Source organism: Anabaena sp. WFMT, assembly GCF_051781005.1.
GTDB lineage: Bacteria > Cyanobacteriota > Cyanobacteriia > Cyanobacteriales > Nostocaceae > Anabaena.
Window position 1 is genome coordinate 172,766 of the sequence record NZ_JBPWOA010000026.1, and the last position, 18,617, is coordinate 191,382.

At 39.2% G+C, this 18,617-nt stretch carries 17 protein-coding genes; 5 read left to right on the forward strand and 12 right to left on the reverse strand.

Annotation, left to right across the window (positions count from 1 at the left end):
* Positions 1–6 precede the first annotated feature (6 nt).
* Positions 7–456, forward strand: coding sequence for a hypothetical protein (locus ACSQ6I_RS17730; protein WP_438891612.1), 450 nt, complete (start codon positions 7–9; stop codon positions 454–456).
* A 149-nt stretch (positions 457–605) separates the two neighbouring features.
* Here ACSQ6I_RS17730 and ACSQ6I_RS17735 read toward each other — a convergent pair whose 3' ends face one another.
* From ACSQ6I_RS17735 to ACSQ6I_RS17760, 6 genes are all read right to left on the reverse strand, one after another.
* Positions 606–941, reverse strand: a complete 336-nt coding sequence (locus tag ACSQ6I_RS17735) for a XisI protein (protein ID WP_438891613.1) — start codon at positions 939–941, stop codon at positions 606–608.
* Positions 929–1,348, reverse strand: a complete 420-nt coding sequence (locus tag ACSQ6I_RS17740; protein WP_438891614.1) for a XisH family protein — start codon at positions 1,346–1,348, stop codon at positions 929–931. The genes ACSQ6I_RS17735 and ACSQ6I_RS17740 overlap by 13 nt, the downstream gene beginning before the upstream one ends.
* Before the next feature lie 92 nt (positions 1,349–1,440).
* Positions 1,441–2,709: an MFS transporter gene (locus tag ACSQ6I_RS17745; RefSeq protein WP_438891615.1), complete on the reverse strand. Its 1,269-nt coding sequence runs from the start codon at positions 2,707–2,709 to the stop codon at positions 1,441–1,443.
* Complete coding sequence (locus tag ACSQ6I_RS17750; protein WP_438891616.1) at positions 2,681–3,133, reverse strand: MarR family winged helix-turn-helix transcriptional regulator; 453 nt, start codon at positions 3,131–3,133, stop codon at positions 2,681–2,683. Before ACSQ6I_RS17750 ends, ACSQ6I_RS17745 begins: the two co-directional genes overlap by 29 nt.
* Positions 3,134–3,152: 19 nt before the next feature.
* Positions 3,153–3,968: an ABC transporter permease gene (locus tag ACSQ6I_RS17755; protein WP_438891617.1), complete on the reverse strand. Its 816-nt coding sequence runs from the start codon at positions 3,966–3,968 to the stop codon at positions 3,153–3,155.
* A complete protein-coding gene (locus tag ACSQ6I_RS17760) occupies positions 3,925–4,779 on the reverse strand; it encodes an ATP-binding cassette domain-containing protein (protein WP_438891618.1) in 855 nt (284 codons plus the stop codon). The genes ACSQ6I_RS17755 and ACSQ6I_RS17760 overlap by 44 nt, the downstream gene beginning before the upstream one ends.
* Before the next feature lie 180 nt (positions 4,780–4,959).
* Here ACSQ6I_RS17760 and ACSQ6I_RS17765 point away from each other — a divergent pair, with 180 nt between their 5' ends.
* From ACSQ6I_RS17765 to ACSQ6I_RS17775, 3 genes are all read left to right on the forward strand, one after another.
* Positions 4,960–6,231, forward strand: a complete 1,272-nt coding sequence (locus tag ACSQ6I_RS17765; RefSeq protein WP_438891619.1) for a tetratricopeptide repeat protein — start codon at positions 4,960–4,962, stop codon at positions 6,229–6,231.
* A gap of 208 nt (positions 6,232–6,439) precedes the next feature.
* Entirely contained in the window at positions 6,440–7,372 is a 933-nt protein-coding gene (locus ACSQ6I_RS17770; RefSeq protein ID WP_438891620.1) for a DUF4351 domain-containing protein, read from the forward strand.
* A gap of 120 nt (positions 7,373–7,492) precedes the next feature.
* A complete protein-coding gene (locus tag ACSQ6I_RS17775; protein ID WP_438891621.1) occupies positions 7,493–9,745 on the forward strand; it encodes an FdhF/YdeP family oxidoreductase in 2,253 nt (750 codons plus the stop codon).
* On the opposite strand, the gene ACSQ6I_RS17780 is transcribed toward ACSQ6I_RS17775, so the two are convergent.
* From ACSQ6I_RS17780 to ACSQ6I_RS17790, 3 genes are all read right to left on the reverse strand, one after another.
* Positions 9,713–12,490, reverse strand: coding sequence for a bifunctional acetate--CoA ligase family protein/GNAT family N-acetyltransferase (locus ACSQ6I_RS17780; protein ID WP_438891622.1), 2,778 nt, complete (start codon positions 12,488–12,490; stop codon positions 9,713–9,715). The genes ACSQ6I_RS17775 and ACSQ6I_RS17780 overlap by 33 nt on opposite strands.
* Positions 12,491–12,610: 120 nt before the next feature.
* Entirely contained in the window at positions 12,611–13,078 is a 468-nt protein-coding gene (locus tag ACSQ6I_RS17785; RefSeq protein WP_438891623.1) for a hydrogenase maturation protease, read from the reverse strand.
* 15 nt (positions 13,079–13,093) lie between these two features.
* A complete protein-coding gene (locus tag ACSQ6I_RS17790) occupies positions 13,094–14,317 on the reverse strand; it encodes a hypothetical protein (RefSeq protein ID WP_438891624.1) in 1,224 nt (407 codons plus the stop codon).
* 210 nt (positions 14,318–14,527) lie between these two features.
* Between ACSQ6I_RS17790 and ACSQ6I_RS17795 the strand changes: the two genes are divergently transcribed.
* Entirely contained in the window at positions 14,528–14,923 is a 396-nt protein-coding gene (locus ACSQ6I_RS17795; RefSeq protein ID WP_438891625.1) for a pentapeptide repeat-containing protein, read from the forward strand.
* A 597-nt stretch (positions 14,924–15,520) separates the two neighbouring features.
* Here ACSQ6I_RS17795 and ACSQ6I_RS17800 read toward each other — a convergent pair.
* From ACSQ6I_RS17800 to ACSQ6I_RS17810, 3 genes are all read right to left on the reverse strand, one after another.
* Positions 15,521–16,969, reverse strand: coding sequence for a Ni/Fe hydrogenase subunit alpha (locus ACSQ6I_RS17800; RefSeq protein WP_438891626.1), 1,449 nt, complete (start codon positions 16,967–16,969; stop codon positions 15,521–15,523).
* A gap of 303 nt (positions 16,970–17,272) precedes the next feature.
* On the reverse strand, positions 17,273–17,887 hold the full coding sequence (locus tag ACSQ6I_RS17805; protein ID WP_438891627.1) for a CP12 domain-containing protein: 615 nt from the start codon (positions 17,885–17,887) through the stop codon (positions 17,273–17,275).
* A gap of 177 nt (positions 17,888–18,064) precedes the next feature.
* Complete coding sequence (locus ACSQ6I_RS17810; protein WP_438891628.1) at positions 18,065–18,610, reverse strand: oxidoreductase; 546 nt, start codon at positions 18,608–18,610, stop codon at positions 18,065–18,067.
* Positions 18,611–18,617 lie beyond the last annotated feature (7 nt).

Sequence of the window (18,617 nt, forward strand, 5' to 3'; positions counted from 1 at the left end):
GTGAGTATGACGATTAATTATCGAGAAAAAATTATCGTTTTATGGATAGTGTTTTTGCTGGGGACACTGTTCCATACCCAACTGGGTTTAATGCCACTATTTCACGGTTTAAATGTTGTTGAATCTCAACCAGCTACATCACTTAATGAAGTTTCAGGAATTTTTTGGTTGATGTTAGGCTTTTTTGTGTTCCCCATGTTAGCTATTATTGGTACAGCTTTTACCGAAAATAAACGCTATCGAACAATACATTTTGGCTTAACTATATTTTATGGCATTATGAATTTAATGCACTTGGTTTTAGATTTACTTTTACCACAAGTACTTTGGTATCAAATCACCCTAATGGTGCTGTTATTTTTGATTGGTTTGTTGCTGATATTTGTAGCTTATCAGTGGATGAAATCGCCATTAAGTAGATACAACTCCCCAGAAAGAACAGCCTCTAATTTTTAAGAGACTTCTAAATAAAAAAACACTCAACCACCTAAGGTAAAAAATCTCTCAAACTCTTATTCCTCTGTGTCCTCTGCACCTCTGCGGTTCGTTAATCGGGATCATTCCAAGGTAGGTCATAGACTGAATTGATAATCATCAATAATTCCCTAACCCACAGCATATTCTGTAAACTTCCTCATAAAAGGAGATTGAAATCCCAAGACAATATCCTCCTTTGGAACTCCCACCGCAACTAAATTCTCTGCAATATCATCTTCAGTACCATTCCATTGCAGCCAAATTTTTTCACCTTTAATATCAATATGAATAATACAACTATGTATCCATTCTTGACCTTCCCAACCTACATGAACTATTTGATAGTGGTCACGTTGTGTATCAAAAATTGTCTCAACTTCTATATTTCCATTAGCAGGTTTTTGTTCGCTATATTCTTGTAAAATCTGCTGTACAAGCTGGCGATATCTAGTTAGTTTATCCATTCTGCAATCACCTCATGCTCTACATCATAAATAATCATTTTGACTTGATTCTCTTCAATCATATCTCTAGGAAAATCAAGATTAAAAAATGTCTTATAGGTTGTTAAAGGTACTGCTAAATACAAAACACGATCTGGCTGTCGTCTTCTTAATGCACCTCTATAATTAATAAACTGTCCTAACGCTGTATGAAATTCCGAAATTGCAGATGATCTCTCCAAAAAACTTTTGATTTCAACAGCAATTTTTTCTCCTTCTTTTTCCGCCGCAATCAACTTTTCTGCGGCTAAATCAATAGACAAATTTACTCCACCGACACTAATTGATAGGGGATCATGAGTAATCTGCCAACCGTCCTTCTGTAGAGCTTTTTTGACAACTTCATGAAAGACATCTTTAGCCGACATACTGATCCCTAATTATATTTCCTACATAGATATTACGATATTAACGCATTTCTTCCTCTCTGCGACTCTGCGCCTCTGCGTGAGCTTTTCCCCTATAAATCCTCATGCAAAGCCCCCAACTTCCTAATCTCCGGCCAAATCATCGCCGTCGCCACCACCACTAAAATTGTCCCAATACCCCCACCAACAACAGACAACACAGGCCCAAATAAAGCCGCAGTCAAACCAGACTCAAATCCCCCCAACTCATTAGAAGCACTGATAAACACACTATTTATAGCGGCAACACGACCCCGCAAATGGTCAGGAGTGCGAATTTGCACCAAAGTATGACGAATCACCACACTAATGCTGTCTAACGCCCCGCTTAATGCCAACATCAACAACGATAGCCACACCCAACGGGATAAACCAAAAATAATTGTCACAATCCCAAACCCGACAACCGACCAAAGTAAGGCTGGCCCGGCTTTGCGGATAGGTGGCAAATATACTAACAATGCTGCCATGCTTAATGCACCTATGGATGGCGCTGCTTGCAAATAACCCAACTCCACAGGCCCCACTTGCAAAATATCCTTAGCAAATACGGGTAATAATGCCACTGCACCACCCAATAAAACTGCAAATAAATCTAGGGTAATGGCTGCGAGAATGAGTTGATTATTCCAAACAAACTCAGCACCAGCAGCTAGGGTTTTGAGAGATATTGGTTCTTTTTTAAAGTTGGTTTTTTGGGGTTTGATTGTTGCAGTCAGGAAAAAACATGATAGTGCCGCGATCGCAGATAATATATATACCCATGTCGCACTTCCGAAAATAGCAATGCTAAATCCTCCCAAAGCTGGCCCAATTACCGAGGCTAACTGAAAGCTACTACTATTCCATGTCGCTGCATTAGTAAAAGCACTCATCGGTATCAACTGCCACATCAGCGCATCACCCGCAGGTTTGAGAAATGCCCTAGCTACACCCGTTAGCAGCAAGCAACCATAAACTAGAAATACGGCACCTTTATTAAATGAAATAACAGCCAAAGCGATTGAGCAAAAAGTTAGCAGTAGTATTGAAAATAAAGTAATCTTTTTCCGATCATTTTTATCGGCAACGTGTCCCGTAATCAAAGTCAGCGCAATCATTGGTACAACTTGCGCCAGCCCTATCAAACCCAACACCATCGCTGAATTTGTTCGCTCATATAACTCCCAGCCCAGCGCGACGGTCTGCATTTGTCCCCCTGTGAAGAGGAGTACACGCCCAATGCTAAATAGCCGATAATCTCGAAATCTCATGGCTGCAAAAGGATCGTGTTGTGCAGCCTTAGGGTTATGGTCAGTTGGTTTCTGTTTGCTCGAAGACATTTTTTAGTAGAGTCAAGCCGGATTCAATATGTGATACTTGCTCTGGTGTCAAACCCTCTAGAATTTCCGCAATTTCAGCGCGAGTTTTCTCCTGAGATTGCTCTAACAATACCTTTCCTTCCTTTGTCAAATTCAGGACTACTCGTCGCCGTTCTTGAGGGTTATCAGTACGTTGCACCAGATTTCGTTGAACTAATCTTTCTATAGTTGTTGATGCTGTAGCACAGGTGACACCTAAATGATCTGCTACCTCAGACAAGGAAGCACCAGGATTGCGATTGAGAAATGCAAGCGATCGCAATTGAGGTATAGATAAAGAGTCAGAACTGTGCGATCGCATTTCGGTTCGGATAAACCGCATCAATAAGGGGACTGTTTCCATCACCCTAGCGGCACATTCTTCAGAGGGTTTATCCAAACTCATAAGACGGGTTTCTCCTACATTACATCGCCACCCGTGGATAAAGTCGTCCACAGATGTAAGTCAAACCTATTAATGTTAGCAAGAGAATTGTACAGTCTAACCCGAACCCATAAATACTGGAGCCATTAGCCAGCATTGCACCCCGTAAAGCATCAACTTCATAGGTTAAAGGATTTATACTCGAAAGAATCTGTAACCAAGCCGGCATCAGTGAAATAGGATAAATCGCATTACTGGCAAAAAACAACGGCATTGTAATCAATTGTCCAATTCCCGTAAACCTTTCCCGTGATTTCACCAAACAGCCAATGATGAGTGAAAAAGTACAAAAACAACCTGCTCCCAAAAACACAATTAGCACGACTTGCAAAAAAGCCAATAGGTAAATCAAGACCACTTGGGAAAAGCAACGTATCCCAGCAGCAAAAGCTTTACCCATGACAATTGCCGCACGGGGTATGGGTGCAACTAAGAATTTCTGCACAATCCCTAAATCACGTTCCCAAATTAACGTCATCCCCCCGCTAAAAATAGCGACAAACAGCGCACTCTGAGCCAGAATACCAGGAGTCATGAAATCCAAGTAAGGTAAATTACCTGTAGGAATAGCACGAGTCCGGGTAAAAACTTGCCCAAATATCAGCAGCCATAAAGCTGGTTGTACTGCCCTAATCACTAAATCACTAGGATCATGGCGCAGTTTTCGTACTTCTAATTCAGTAATTACCAGGGTTTTGGTAAATAGTTCTTTAATGCCAAAAAAAATCCCCTTTGGTCGCTGATATCTAGTTTCAACCCAACCGTTGAGTGGTACGTCTGGTTCTTGCAGTCTCACGATAACTCACTCCTGATACTAATTGATTACCTGCGTAGTGGATGAAGACATCATCTAAGGTTGCATCTGGTTTTGCGATCGCTGCTTTTAAATCTGCGGGTGAACCGGTGATAATTTCTTTACCCTGGTTCATAATCACGACTCGGTTACAGAGAGTATTTGCTTCTTCTAAAAAGTGGGTAGTTAAAAAGATGGTTGTACCAAAATTAACCCGCAGTTCTTCCATCAGCTGCCATACTTGCGATCGCGCTACTGGATCTAATCCCACTGTTGGCTCATCTAGAAATAAAATCTGTGGTTGATGTAAAATGGCTTGGGCAATTTCCAATTTCCGAATCATTCCCCCAGAGTAAGTTCCAACTAAGCGATGTGCTGCATCCTCCAAACCCATGAATTCCAGCACTTCCGCAATTTGCTGTTTTCTCCGTCGAGAGGGAATATCATACAATTTAGAGAATATTAAAAGATTTTCATAACCTGTCAAACTCCCATCTGCTGATAAAGCCTGGGGTACATAACCGATAACTCTTCTGACTGATTCCGGTTGACGAGTCACATCATAACCAGCTAAATATGCTTTCCCGCTACTGACTGGTAGCAAGGTAGTTAACATCTTAATTACCGTACTTTTACCAGCACCATTGGGGCCTAGTAAACCAAAAACTTCTCCCGCTGTTACGGAGATATTTAAGCTATCAACGGCTGTAAATTGTTCAAAGCGGCGCGTCAGTTCCAAGGTTTGTAATATTACCGATTTCGGAACCTGTGCAGGTATTTCCGCAGATTCTATTCTTCCCGTAAGTTTCGTCACGAGTAGGATTTACTTCCTTATTCAAATAATTAGACTATCTAAATATTAGTTTGACATATTTCTTCTAAAAGTCAAGAGCCATTGGGAAGTAGCGATTCCTACGGAGCGCTTCGCTATCGCTTTCAGCACTGGTGTAGGCAATCGCTATACTATTCTTATGGATAGATTATTTAAACCAATATGGACTGGACAACATCACTCAAGGCACAACAGACTGATTTTATTCAAAGACTTAAATCTGCTAAATTACTCCATTGTGACGAAAAAGGCCAGCATAGTGAATTAACTGTCATTTCTGATGAGAGATCAAAGCCATTACGTAATTTTTGCTGGGAGATGATCAAGAAGTATAAACCAAATGATCCCCAAAATTACTTTATCAACAACATGAAGGGGAAGTTGGGTGAAGAAGTTGTCAAATCCCGTTTAGCTGATTTTGTGACAGAAGTTGACTATGAAAAGCGTGTTGGTGGTGATGGAAAAGTTGATTTTACCTTAACTTCTGACTCATCAATTGGTATTCAGGTTAAAGCCCGTAATGGCAATTTTGATAAAATTCAATGGTCAATTAGCCAAGAAGAAATTGAAAAAAATGCTGTTCTAGTTTGTATTTTAATTCAAGAGGAAGTCAGCGAGGCTCAGGCTGAATACAATCTGATTTTGGCGGGATTTTTACCAACAAATATGATTACTTTGTCTGCTAGTAAAGCCTTGGTGGGAATAGATGAATTGCTTTATTCTGGGGGTTTACGCAGCTATTTAGAGAGTTTGACATCTTCTGAATCTGACGAATATATGCGCTTGGGTAAAGAGTGTTGTGAGAAAGAAGAGTATCAAAATGCTATTGCTTATTATACTCAAGTATTGCAACTGAAACCAAATAATGAAGATGCTTATTTTAGGCGGGGATTTGTCCGTTCTAAATTAGGAGATAAGCAGGGTGCAATTGAGGATTATACTCAGGCTATCAAGATTGATCCTAACTATTTCAAAGCTTACAACAACCGAGGATTTGCCCGTTCTGCGTTAGGAGATAAGCAGGGTGCAATTGATGATTACACTCAGACTATTAAGATTGATCCTAACTATTTCAAAGCTTACTTCAACCGAGGATTTGCCCGTTCTGCGTTAGGAGATAAGCAGGGTGCAATTGATGATTACACTCAGGTTATCAAGATTAATCCCAATTATGTAGATGCTTACAACAACAGAGGATCTGCCCGTTCTAATTTAGGAGATAAGCAGGGTGCAATTGATGATTACACTCAGGTTATCAAGATTAATCCTAACTATGCCCTAGCATACTACAACCGAGGATTTGTCCGTTCTGCATTAGGAGATAAACAGGGTGCAATTAAAGATTTCCAAACAGCCGCAAATATATATATAAAAGAAGGTAAAGAAACAGACTATCAAGATACTATGGAGCTAATCAGAAAAATTAACAAATAATGAATATAAGTTCAGCTAGGTACAAAAGATCCCCGACTTCTTAATTAAATTTTTTGTAAATAATAAAGATCATTCAAAGAAGTCGGGGATCTAAAAGTATTCAATACAACACCAAAAAATTTTCAAACATCCTCTTAGGGAAAATTCCTAACTGCTATATAATAGAATTCCAAATTATTTCCCAGATTTTACTCAAAATTAAAATTTAATGACTAGGTTTATACATGATAAATTCGCCAAAGACTATCTAGAAGAATTATTAAAAGATTACGGAGAAGTCAAAGCATCAGAAAAAGTTTCAGGAGAAATTAAAGAAATAGATGTTTTATTCACACCTGCTAAACAACAAACTTCTAAATTACAAATACTGGGTTTACTAGGAAGACTTGCCGAAAATCCTGCAATAATAGAACCATACCGCAATCCAGCTTCTACCGATGAAATCTGCGACTGTATTCTCAAGTTATTAGAAGTCAAGGCTTTATTGCGACGAGAAGCCAAAGCCAATAAAATCAAACTTCAGGAGTCAGAAATTCCTAAATTGTGGATTTTAACCCCCACCATATCTGAAACTCGTTTATCTAGCTTTGGAACTATCCAAAAAGAAGATTGGTTATCGGGAGTACATTTTTTAGCAGATGCCTTGCGAACAGCAATTGTGGCAATACACCAACTACCACAAACACCGGAGACTTTATGGTTGAGGCTTTTGGGTAGGGGAAGCGTACAATCACAAGCAATTATCGAGTTGCAGGCGTTACCATTAGATCATCCATACCAAAAGGCCACCCTGGAATTAGTTTACAACTTGCGCGAAAATTTGAGAGTAAATCAAGAACTAGAAACAGACGATAGGGAGTTAATTATGCGACTAGAACCACTTTATCAAAGAAATAGAGAACAAGCTAAAGAAGAAGGAAGACAAGAAGGAAGACAGGAAGGAATACAAGAAGGAAGACAAGAAGGAGAAAAAGACTTAATACTGCGTCTACTACATCGCCGAATTGGGGAAACTGATGCGTTATTAATCGAGCGAATTACAGGATTATCAATTGAACAGTTAGAAAATTTAGGAGAGGCATTATTAGACTTTTCTAGTGTTGCTGATTTAGAAGCTTGGTTAACCGAACACTCAATCTAATTCATTTTGATTGTTCGGGAGTTAATTATGCGACTAGAACCACTTTTCAAACAACCTCTAACTCACTGGTGAAGATTGCTATATCATTGTTAACAATACTCATTATTTCAAGGTGATGTTATGAGTGCTGACAAAACACCAGATGTCGGTGGAGGAATGCCTGTCATTAAATACTGGGCAGAAAAGACTATCTCTGCTGATGGTTTGCAAATTTGGCAGAAGTTATTGCACAAAAGTGCTTGTCTTTCTTGCGCGTGGGGGACAGGTGGACAAAAAGGTAGTTTTGTGAATGAAGATGGGGAAGTATTGCAACGCTGCGCTAAGAGTATAGAAGCGATCGCATCAGAACTACAAGCAGCAACTTATTTTGAACAACAGTATACCTTGGCACAGTTGCAGGAATTAAATTCTCAGTCAGCAAATAATTTAGGTAGATTGAGTCATCCGTTGATTTTACGTTCTGGGAGTTCGCGGTATGAACGAATTTCATGGGATGAAGTTTATCAAATAGCGGAAACAGCATTTAGAAAATCACCACAAAGAATAGCTTCCTATAGTTCTGGGAGATCATCGAATGAAGCAGCCTTTCTGTTACAGTTAATGATGCGATCGCTTGATTCCAATAATTTGGCTGATTGTTCAGATTTATGTCACGCAGCCTCAACAGTGGGGTTAAAACAGATGTTTGGTTCTGGGACTTCAATGGTAAGTTTAGAAAGTCTCAAACAAGCTGATTGTATAGTTTTGATTGGTTCTAACGCCCCCGCAAATCATCCCCGATTGATGAATGAATTGATTAAGTTACGGGAAAGAGGTGGAAAGGTAATTGTTGTCAACCCAATTATAGAAGTTGGTTTAGTTAAGTTTGCATCTCCAGCCTATCCCATAAAATCCATGTTGGCTGGTGGTTCGGAAATTTCTTCACTGTACCTGCAACCAATTCCTGGTAGTGATGTTGCTTTATTTGTGGGGATACAAAAATCTTTAATTGCCCAAAATTTAATTAAACCAGATTTTCTCAAAGCCTATACAGAAGACTGGGAAAATATTATTAAATATGCCAAATCTACTCCTTGGGAAACAATAACTGCAACTTGCGGAATTTCTCAATCTGAGATTAATGCTGCCGCACAAATAATTGGTACATCTACAAGTGTAATATTTGCTTGGGCAATGGGAGTTACACAACAAGAAAATGGCGTTGATAACATTTATAGTATTGCTAATACCGCACTTTTAACAGGAAATGCCGGCAAACCGGGTGCAGGAACAATGCCGATTCGCGGACACTCAAACGTGCAAGGATTTGGCTCGATGGGAGTCACTATCCACTTAAAAAAAGAAATTCAGCAAGCTTTAGAAAAACTTCTACAACGTCAACTTAGCCGTGTTCCTGGCTATGATACTAGGGCATTAATTACAGCGGCAGAACAGGGAGAAGTTGATACTTTAATCTGTTTGGGTGGAAATCTCTATGCAGCAAATCCAAATTTAAACCAAGCAAAACAAGCTTTGGGAAAAATAGAAACCATTTTTTATGTAGCCACAAAACCAAATCTCGGACATTTTCACGGTTTAGCCAAGCAAAATACGATTATTCTGCCAGTATTTACTCGCTTTGAGAATCCCCATAAAACTACCATCGAATCTGGTAATAATTTTGTTCGTCTTAATGATGTAGGAACAACTCATTTAAAAGATGCTGATTTAATTTCAGAGATAGAATTAATTGTGGAAATTGCTCATAGAGTTTTAGGAGATAATCCTGTAAATTGGCGCAAACTCCAAGATCCAAAATACGTTCGTGAATTGATTGCTAGGACAATTCCTGGTTATGAAAAAATGGCAAATATTGATAATACAGGAGAAGAATTTACTATTTCTGGACGGATTTTTAATGAACCAAAATTCGCCACAGCTACAGGTAAAGCCAAGATGTTTGTTACTGATTTACCAAACTTGAATTTACCCAGTCAAACAGACTTTGGTTTGAGAGAATCAATCCCAGGTATTGTTTTAATTTTAGTAACAGGAAGAAGTTATTCTCAACATAATACTGTTGTTTATAAAGATGGAGATTATTATCGTGGAATGCCACATCGTAACTGTATTTTGATGAATCATCACGATATAGAAAAAGCTGGTTTCAGTCAATATCAACGGGTAACAGTTCAAGGTGATGCGGGCAAATTAGAAAATGTGGAAATCATTTGCGGAGAGATTCGTCAAGGTGCAGCAATGATGTTTTATCCTGAAGTAAACGTAATTTTCCAAGCAAAAATTGATCCGCATTCTGGTACACCTGCTTATAAAAGAGTGCCAGTATTTGTTTATCAAGAATTAAATGAAATCCGCTGTAATTTCTGCCCTTAATACTATTGCATCAGTTGTGGGTGCAATTTTGAAACCGAGTTTTTTGCATACTCGCTGCATACCTGAATTATCAGCGAGAATATCGGCATAGATACAGCAGATTTGCTCATTTTTAGCAATTTCTAGCAATCTGTGGAGTAATTCTGTTCCTAAGCCTTGACACTGAAAGCGATCGCTCACCAGCATAGCAAATTCAGCCGCATTATTACCATGCAATTTACTCAAACGCCCGACAGCTATAATTTCCTGGGTTCCTGTTTCCAAATTTTGGGACTCTGCTACTAAAGCCATTTCCCGATCATAATCAATAAAACATATCCGCGTCAGTCGTTCATGGGTGATGCGATGACTCAATTTCATGAGGTGGAAATATCGGAAATAAACGCTTTCTTCTGATAGGGTTTGATGAAATTGTACCATCAAAGGTTCGTCTTCAGGACGGATAGGACGAATGGTAATTGGTGTCCCATTTTTTAATTTCCAATCGCCTACATATTGGGTAGGATAGGGACAAATGGCTAATTTTGGTAATTGGCTTTCTTGAACATCTGGAGAATGGAGAACTATCCGCGCATCTAAAGCAATTAAACCACCAGGATTTGCAGGGGTTGGCGGAATTGCTAACAAGGGATTAATATCAATTTCTTTAATCCATTTTTGTTCGACAACCAATTGACTAAATACTACTAATAATTGCTCAAGTGCAGACATATCAATACTGTTACGTCCTCTCACACCTTGGAGAGCTTTATAAATTTTGGTGTGTTCCATCATCCGTCGTGCTAAAGTTGTGTTGAGAGGTGGGAGTGCGATCGCACTATCTTGAAAAACTTCCACCAACTGTCCCCCAGCCCCAAACAATAACACTGGCCCAAATTGCGGATCTAAACTACTACCAACAATCAACTCATAACCATCAGTTTTCACCATTGGCTGTACAGTGACACCAAGAAAGTGTTCTGCACCTGCTTTTTCTCTCACCGATGTTTCAATAGTCCAATAAGCATTTTTTACAGCTTCTGCATCTTGCAGATTTAACTGTACACCACCCACATCTGTTTTATGGGTAATAGTTTGGGAATAAAGTTTTAAAACTACTGGATAACCAAAACTTGCTGCACATTCAACTGCTTTCTCTGCATTGTCAGCAATGCAACTTGCAACCACAGGAATACCGTAAGCTGCTAAAATTTGCTTAGATTCAAATTCCGTCAGAATTGTTCTTTTCGCTTGTCTTGCAGTTTGAATAATATTCTCAACTATGGTACAATTATCAGCAGTAGAATCACAACTTAAATTTGGTAAAATCGGAGTTTCATAAATACCCTTTAAGTTATAACTATACCGCCACATATAACTAAATACCCGCGCCGCAGTATCGGGATAAGGGTATGTAGGAATACCTTGATGGTTGAGAATCTGTTCCCCAGCAGCGACATCAGCACCACCCATCCAACTTGCTAAAATCGGTTTATTGGAAATTTGGGAATAGGGTTTTAATTGTTGGGCTGTTTGGGTAGGATCTGTCATCGACTGTGGTGTAAGAATCACTAACAAGCCATCACTATGCGGATTTTTTGCTGCGATTTCTAAAGCTTGAGTATATCTTTGAGGATCAGCATCTCCTAAAATATCAATAGGATTACTATGACTCCATTGGGGAGGTAAAACTTGATTTAAATCAGTGATCAATTCTTCAGAAATTGGTGCAAGTTCTCCCCCACTTTCAATTAATGTATCTGTTGCTAATACTCCCGGACCACCAGCATTAGTTAAAATTGTCAAACGTGAACCTTGGGGACGGGGTTGTTTTGCTAATACTTCCGCCATATCAAATAAGTCAGAAATACTATTTACTCGTAACACTCCACAACGTCGAAAAGCAGCATCTAAAACAGCATCACTTCCTGCTAATGCACCTGTATGGGAAGCTGCGGCTTTGGCTGCGGCTGCGGTACGACCGGCTTTAATTACAATTATTGGTTTAGTTAAAGCAACTTCTCGCGCTGCTGACAGGAATGAACGCGCATCCCCAATAGATTCCATATAAATTACAATACTTTTTGTATGGGGATCATCACCAAGATAATATATTAAATCTCCCCAACCAATATCTAACATTGAACCGATGGAAACGAAGGCGCTAAAACCGACGTTTTCTTTAAAACTCCAATCCAGAATTGCTGTACATAAAGCCCCACTTTGGCTGATAAAACCAACATTTCCTGGACGCGCCATTGTACTAGCAAAGGTAGCATTTAAACCTGTGCGGGGACTCATTAAGCCTAGACAATTGGGGCCAATAATGCGAATTTTTCCCCGGTGTGCTTGTTGGAGTATTTCTTGTTCTAAAGCTATACCTTTGACACCTGCTTCTTTGAATCCAGCGGAGATAATAATTGCTCCTTTGATTCCTGCATCCACACAATCAGATATAATCTTGGGAACGGTAGCTGCTGGTGTGGCAATTACCGCTAAATCTATCTGTTCAGGAACATCAAAAATAGTGGAATAGGCTTTAATTCCTAGTACGCTATGACGCTGAGGATTAATGGGAAAAACAGTTCCCCCAAAGGGATGACTAATTAAGTTCCAAAGTAATGTACGTCCCACACTTCCAGCTTTTTCACTTGCACCAATCACCGCTACACTCTGAGGTGTGAAAATAGCATCTAGGGGATTAATTCTCTCTGTTTGCAATATATCATAAGCCCGGTCGCTGGTCGATTTCATATATTTTTGCATAGGGATTAGAGATTGGGGAAGATAGGGAGATGGGGAGGATGAGGACAAGGAGCAAGGGGAAAAACTTTCTCCTCTGCGCCCTGCCCCCCGCCCCCCTGCTTCTTCTGTCACCTGTTCCCTTCATTCAAACTGCATCCATAAATTTCTGCATTTATCCAAAAGTTGGACAATTTTAATGAGTGCGATCGCAATTCCATTTTCAGCACTAGGGGAAATGCGATCGCTAATTTCAAAGTTTACCCCTGGTACTGTCACCAGCCAAGCCGGGGGACAGTGGCCATATAAGGATTCTGTGAGGGCTAAGAGCGATCGCGGATCACCTGTATGCCCATTAATAGTGCTAGAATCTTTAGATGAGAGCGATCGTACTTGTACATCTAAAGGTTCACAATTAATACAAGCATCAACAAAAATTGCCACATCAGCATTTGCTAAATTTGCAGCTAATTCTGGTGTTAATTGATGAACTGCAAGGGATTCTACGGTTAATAAATGCCAAGATTCAATAGCATTTGCTATCCGTTTACCAATACCATCATCACCACGTAATTCATTACCGTAACCAATCACCATTGCAGTTCTACTCATTGCTTTTACACTCTTTCAGACAATAACTAAACTCTTATTTTCAACTTGAATCGCCACATCAGCATCTTCATAAATCACTGCTGTGATCGGTTTGTAAATCAACTCATACCAAGTATGACCAACCTTGGCATCAAATCCTTCCGGTTGACCACGCATGAAAAAATGCAGACACTTGGCATATTCTCCAGGTAATAACTGCCAAGAGAAATAACTTTGATTTCCCTGATGGGGATGTATTATTGATTCTATATGCAAATTGGTCGCTAAACCGTAAGCTGCATAGGGATATCCAGTAGAACCGAAAGCAAACCAATCAGGAACAGGAAATACTTGCTCAATATCTTGTGTTTTTCCCAAATTCATGTGAGCAAAATAGTGTATTCCCACAGGAAGATTCACAACTTCATTTCCATCTTCTGGATGCTTGGGTTTACCTTTGACAAATAATTCTTCTGTTAGGTAATCTGCGCCAGCATACAAACTTATGACCCGATACAGTTCACAAACCAAATGCCGATTTTTCCCAGTCACTGGATCTAAACCCATATAATCAAAAGGTTCCGAGGCGATGGTAATACTAGCACGAACAGAGCCACTAGATTGCGCTACCAACCGATAGGCATGATTAAACAAAGATATTTGATAAAAAGGTGATTTGGGATGATATTCACCTGGTAATTGAATTTCACTAACTTGCAAACAACGCTTTTCTGGATCTTGACCTAACCATTCACCTTTTGCAGCCAAAAATGGGTCAAGAATTTCTTGATGATCAAGCTGTATACTGGTTGCTGAACCAGAAAACCAATTCCTACCATTATCTTCAGGTGCAGGAATTAAATTAAACCAAACAATTAAACGTTTGTTAACCAGTCTGACACCACGTTCACGACCTTCAGAACCATAAACTACTTCTATATACGGTTCACCAATTTGTTGAGGTATAGGTTTACCTTTATCAACTCTGATAAAACCAGCAGCTAAAATCCCATCTTCGGAACTGGGTGGAATTGGCTTTTGTAAGGAGAGAACTAAAGTATCGCGGTTAGGATCTTCAGGATCAATGCGGTCAATTTGGGCTGGTATAGGTGTATGTGAAAGATCGCGTAGGTCGCTTAATACCAGTTCTTCTGGTGGAATTTGAAACTTTTTGACAATATTTTGCCAAGGTATAGTAACATAACCATTACGCCAGTAATTTGAGGGATTGAAAATAGCTAATAAATTCAGGGATGACATCTGTCTGCCTTCCTTTATGCTTGTTATAGGGTTATTGAATCTATATTTAAAATTAAAGCAAAAATTTGAGGAAGTTGTGAGGAAATACAAAACCTTTCAAAATTTCTATTCTTGAACAAATTTATGTTAATTCTGAGTTTATTTTGGTGATTATTGGTTATATGATGAAAATATATTTACTCAACTTTAGATCAACTGTGAGGCTGTTATATGCCTGAAGTCAATTTCCAACAGCCCATTGATACCGCTGCCAAAATTCTAGAGGAATATGCAGCGGGAAAACGAGACTTTGAAAAAGCAGAATTAGGTAATGCAGATTTACAAGGTCTTGATTTAAAAGGCTCTAACCTCAGCTATGCTGATTTGAGTGAAGCTAATCTCAGCGGTGCTAATCTACGCGGCTGTGACCTCAGCTTTGCCGATTTGAGTCACGCTAACTTGTATAATGCAGATTTGCGGGGAGCAATGTTATTTTCTGCGGATTTACGTCAAGCTAACTTACAGGGAGTGCATTTAGAGAAAGCAGATTGCGATCGCACCACCCATTTTCCCGCAGACTTTGACCTAGTGCAAGCTGGTGTAAAGTTAAGTGAAGAAATTCAGTAGATAACTCAACATCAACCTCATCCTAACCACACCTCGTTATACTCAACACAGTTGGGACATGGACTTTTACGAAATTACGAAAAACCTAGATTTGTAGGGGTTTAGCAGTGCTAAACCCCTACCCACAGAATCAAATGATTAAGCGGTGTTGAGTATACCTCGTTCCCAGTCTCAGACTGGGAATGCGATCACAAAGGCTCTGCCTTTCCTAGGCTTTCAAAGTAGACGCGGTTTAGAAAGATAAAACCCTTATTTTACAAGGTTCTTCGGTGGCAGTAATTAAAAATAGTCACAATTACATTATTCTATCACTTGACACTTAGAATAGCAGATTATTCAAAATTTGTCAAATTTGCATTTTATAACCTAATTTTTATCCTGGGAATACTTTAGTTAAATCTAAGATTAATTCCCGGAAAAAGGGTATTTGTACAGACTCATTAAACAGTAAAATAAATTTATGAAGATAACCAAATTTATCTTAGACATAGGAGTAAAAAAGAATGTAGAGTCGAGAATCTCTAGCTAGGTCACATCTCTACAAGGGTTCTAGAAAACACATGATATAAAAGTCAGATTTCTGTAATATAATTGTAATTAATTTCGGTAAATTTTATTAACTACAGTTCCATCTTTAGCCAATACTTCAATTAGTAAAGGCATTTGTCCCATTGCATGAGTTGAACAACTTAAACAAGGGTCAAAAGCACGAATACCAGCCTCAACACGGTTTAACATCCCTTCTTTAATGTCATCACCTTGGATAAAATGACGGGCAATTTGAGCAACTGTACGATTCATAGCTAAGTTATTTTGACCAGTAGCAATAATTAAATTTACTTTTTGCATTAAACCATTTTCATCAACACGATAATGATGAAATAATGTTCCTCTTGGTGCTTCACTTACACCCACAGCTTCTAATTGATTAATACCAGCTTCAGCACGGAGATGAGTTGATAAAATATCAGGATCATCAAGTAAAATTTCTATGTGTTCAATACAAGCTAAAATTTCAATTAAACGGGCATAGTGATAGAAAAATGATGATTTAACAGTTCCAGTTCCATGACTACGAAACTCTTTTAATTCTTGATCAGCTAAAGGTGTACCAATGTGACTGCAAATATTCAATCTTGCTAAAGGCCCAACGCGATACATTCCACTATCTAAACGGCAATGATCCTGAGTATCGGGATAACCTAAAGGACGATAATAAGGGGATTTCAAATAAGAATCTGCTTGAACTGCTTCACCAATAAATTCATGATAGTTAGTGGGGTCAAGTTTATCAGCAACAATGTTACCAGCACTATCAACAAAACGGAGATGTCCATCGTAGGTTTCCCATAAACCTTCAGGAGTCACTAACCCCATAAATAAACTAGGAAAATTCCCAAAAGTTTGCGCTTCTTTTGCATATTTTTCCAGCAGCTTTTTAAATAAATCTATGGCATTAATAATAGTAGTGCGTGCTTCAGGAATGCGTTGTTGAATGTGGGTACGATTTTCTTCAGTTAAAGGATCTCTAACTCCACCGGGAACAGCCCAAGATGGATGGATTTTTTTTCCTCCTAATAATTCAATTATTTCTTGACCAAATTGACGTAAACGAATACCACCTCTAGCTAATTCTGGTTCAGCAGCAATTAAACCAAATACGTTACGTTGTGCGGGGTTGCTATCCATGCCTAATAACAGGTCTGGGGCGCTAAGGTGAAAGAAGCTGAGGGCATGGGATTGGACAATTTGACCTAAGTTCATCAATCGGCGAAGTTTGGTAGCTGTTTGTGGTATTGTGACAGAGAGAATGCGATCGCCTGTTTTTGCTGATGCTAACAAATGACTCACCGGACAGATACCACAAATCCGTGCGGTAATTCCAGGCATTTCCGCTAAAGGACGACCAACGCAAAATTTTTCAAAACCGCGAAATTCTGTCACATGAAACCGTGCATCATTGACTTGTCCATCATCATCTAAATAGATACTAATTTTCGCGTGTCCTTCAATGCGAGTAACCGGATCAATAATTATTTTTTTCATAAAAATAGGTAATTGGTAATTGGTAATTGGTGATTGGTGATTGGTAAATACAAATTACCAATTACTAACTAGGGCTTGCTGTTCGCGGAGCGTGCCGTTAGGCATATAAACTTAAAAACAATAACAGATAAGGGTTGGCTGGGTTTTTGATGCTCAAAAAGTGCAATGGTTTGGCATATAGAGTGACAAAATAGGTGCATTTTTCCTGGTCAGAACCGGAAAATTGAGGATGTTGAGATAGCTGAAACTGTTCCCTATTCCCTGTCCTCACCGACAACTTTTTCAGCAAACCCTAACTATGAATTACAACTCATAAATTCTTACTTCTGCTGCTTCTGGATACTCATCACAGTAATCTTCAAAAGCAGTTTTTAAAGGCTTCTCGGCTCGTTGGTGGGCAATTTCTGCTTGTATCTCTTCTACTACATCCCAAGCGGCTGCACATTCTGCGGAATTTATGCCTTTATCAGTACAGACAAGACGAGCTTTTTTAATTTCATCTTGTAATTCTTGTTCTAATATAATTGAACGGGGTTTTTCTAAACTGCTACTCCGCGCTAAGATATCAGTAAGTGAAATAATTCCTATTAGATCACCGCTAATTACAGGCGCACGACGGAGATGGTGATTAGCAAATAATCTGGCTACATATTCTAAACCTAATTCGGGATTTACAACAATGCAAGGTTTACTCATGATTTCATAAACACGGATTTTATTTGGATCTTTGCTATAGGCAATTACTTTATAAACAATATCGCTTTCTGTGATAATTCCATAAGCATCTTGTTCATGGCGACGATCTACAATTAATGCTCGCCAATCTCTAGCTTGCATTAATTTCACTGCTTCTGTTACTGTTGCTGAACTGCGAATCATCGCAACATCTTTGGTCATTACATCTGCTGCTGTTAACATATTTTACCTCTGAAGAATATGGATTAAATGAACCGCGTTCGCGAAGCGTCTCGAAGAGAAGGCGCGTTCGCGGTAGCGTTGCGAAGCAAAGAGCACGTTCGCGCAGCGTCTCCGACAGGAGAAGGAAGAAGGAAGAAGAAGATAAGAATAGAAGAGTAAGAAAAAAGGAAGTAGATATTATCCAAATTTAATCATTTCTCTTCCTTCCATTTGGGGTTGTTCTCCTTTCAATAATGGTTCTAAGGTGGCACGAATGCGGGGGGCTGAAGGTGGACAACCGGGTAAATAAATATCAACTGGTATGACTTGATGTACAGGTACGACTTTATCTAGTAAGGGTGGAATAATTCCTGGTGCGTGGGGAATTTGCTGGTTAATATCGGCTGATTGGATATAAGCAAGTTGGAGGACAGGTTCAGCACCACCCAAGGGATTACGTAAAGCGGTAACGTTTCCAGTAACAGCACAATCACCAAAGGAAATTACTGTTTTAGTGCGTTCTCTAATTTTGTAAATTAGTTCTAAATGCTCTTCATTTGCGATCGCACCTTCAACCAAGACTACATCTACACCTTCTGGATATTCTTTAATATCAGCTATGGGACTATAAACTACATCTACCTGCGCGGCTAAATCTATTAACCATTCATCTAAATCAAGAAAGGACATATGACAACCAGAACACCCACCTAACCATACTGTTGCTAATTTCAATCGAGTCATTTTTCTG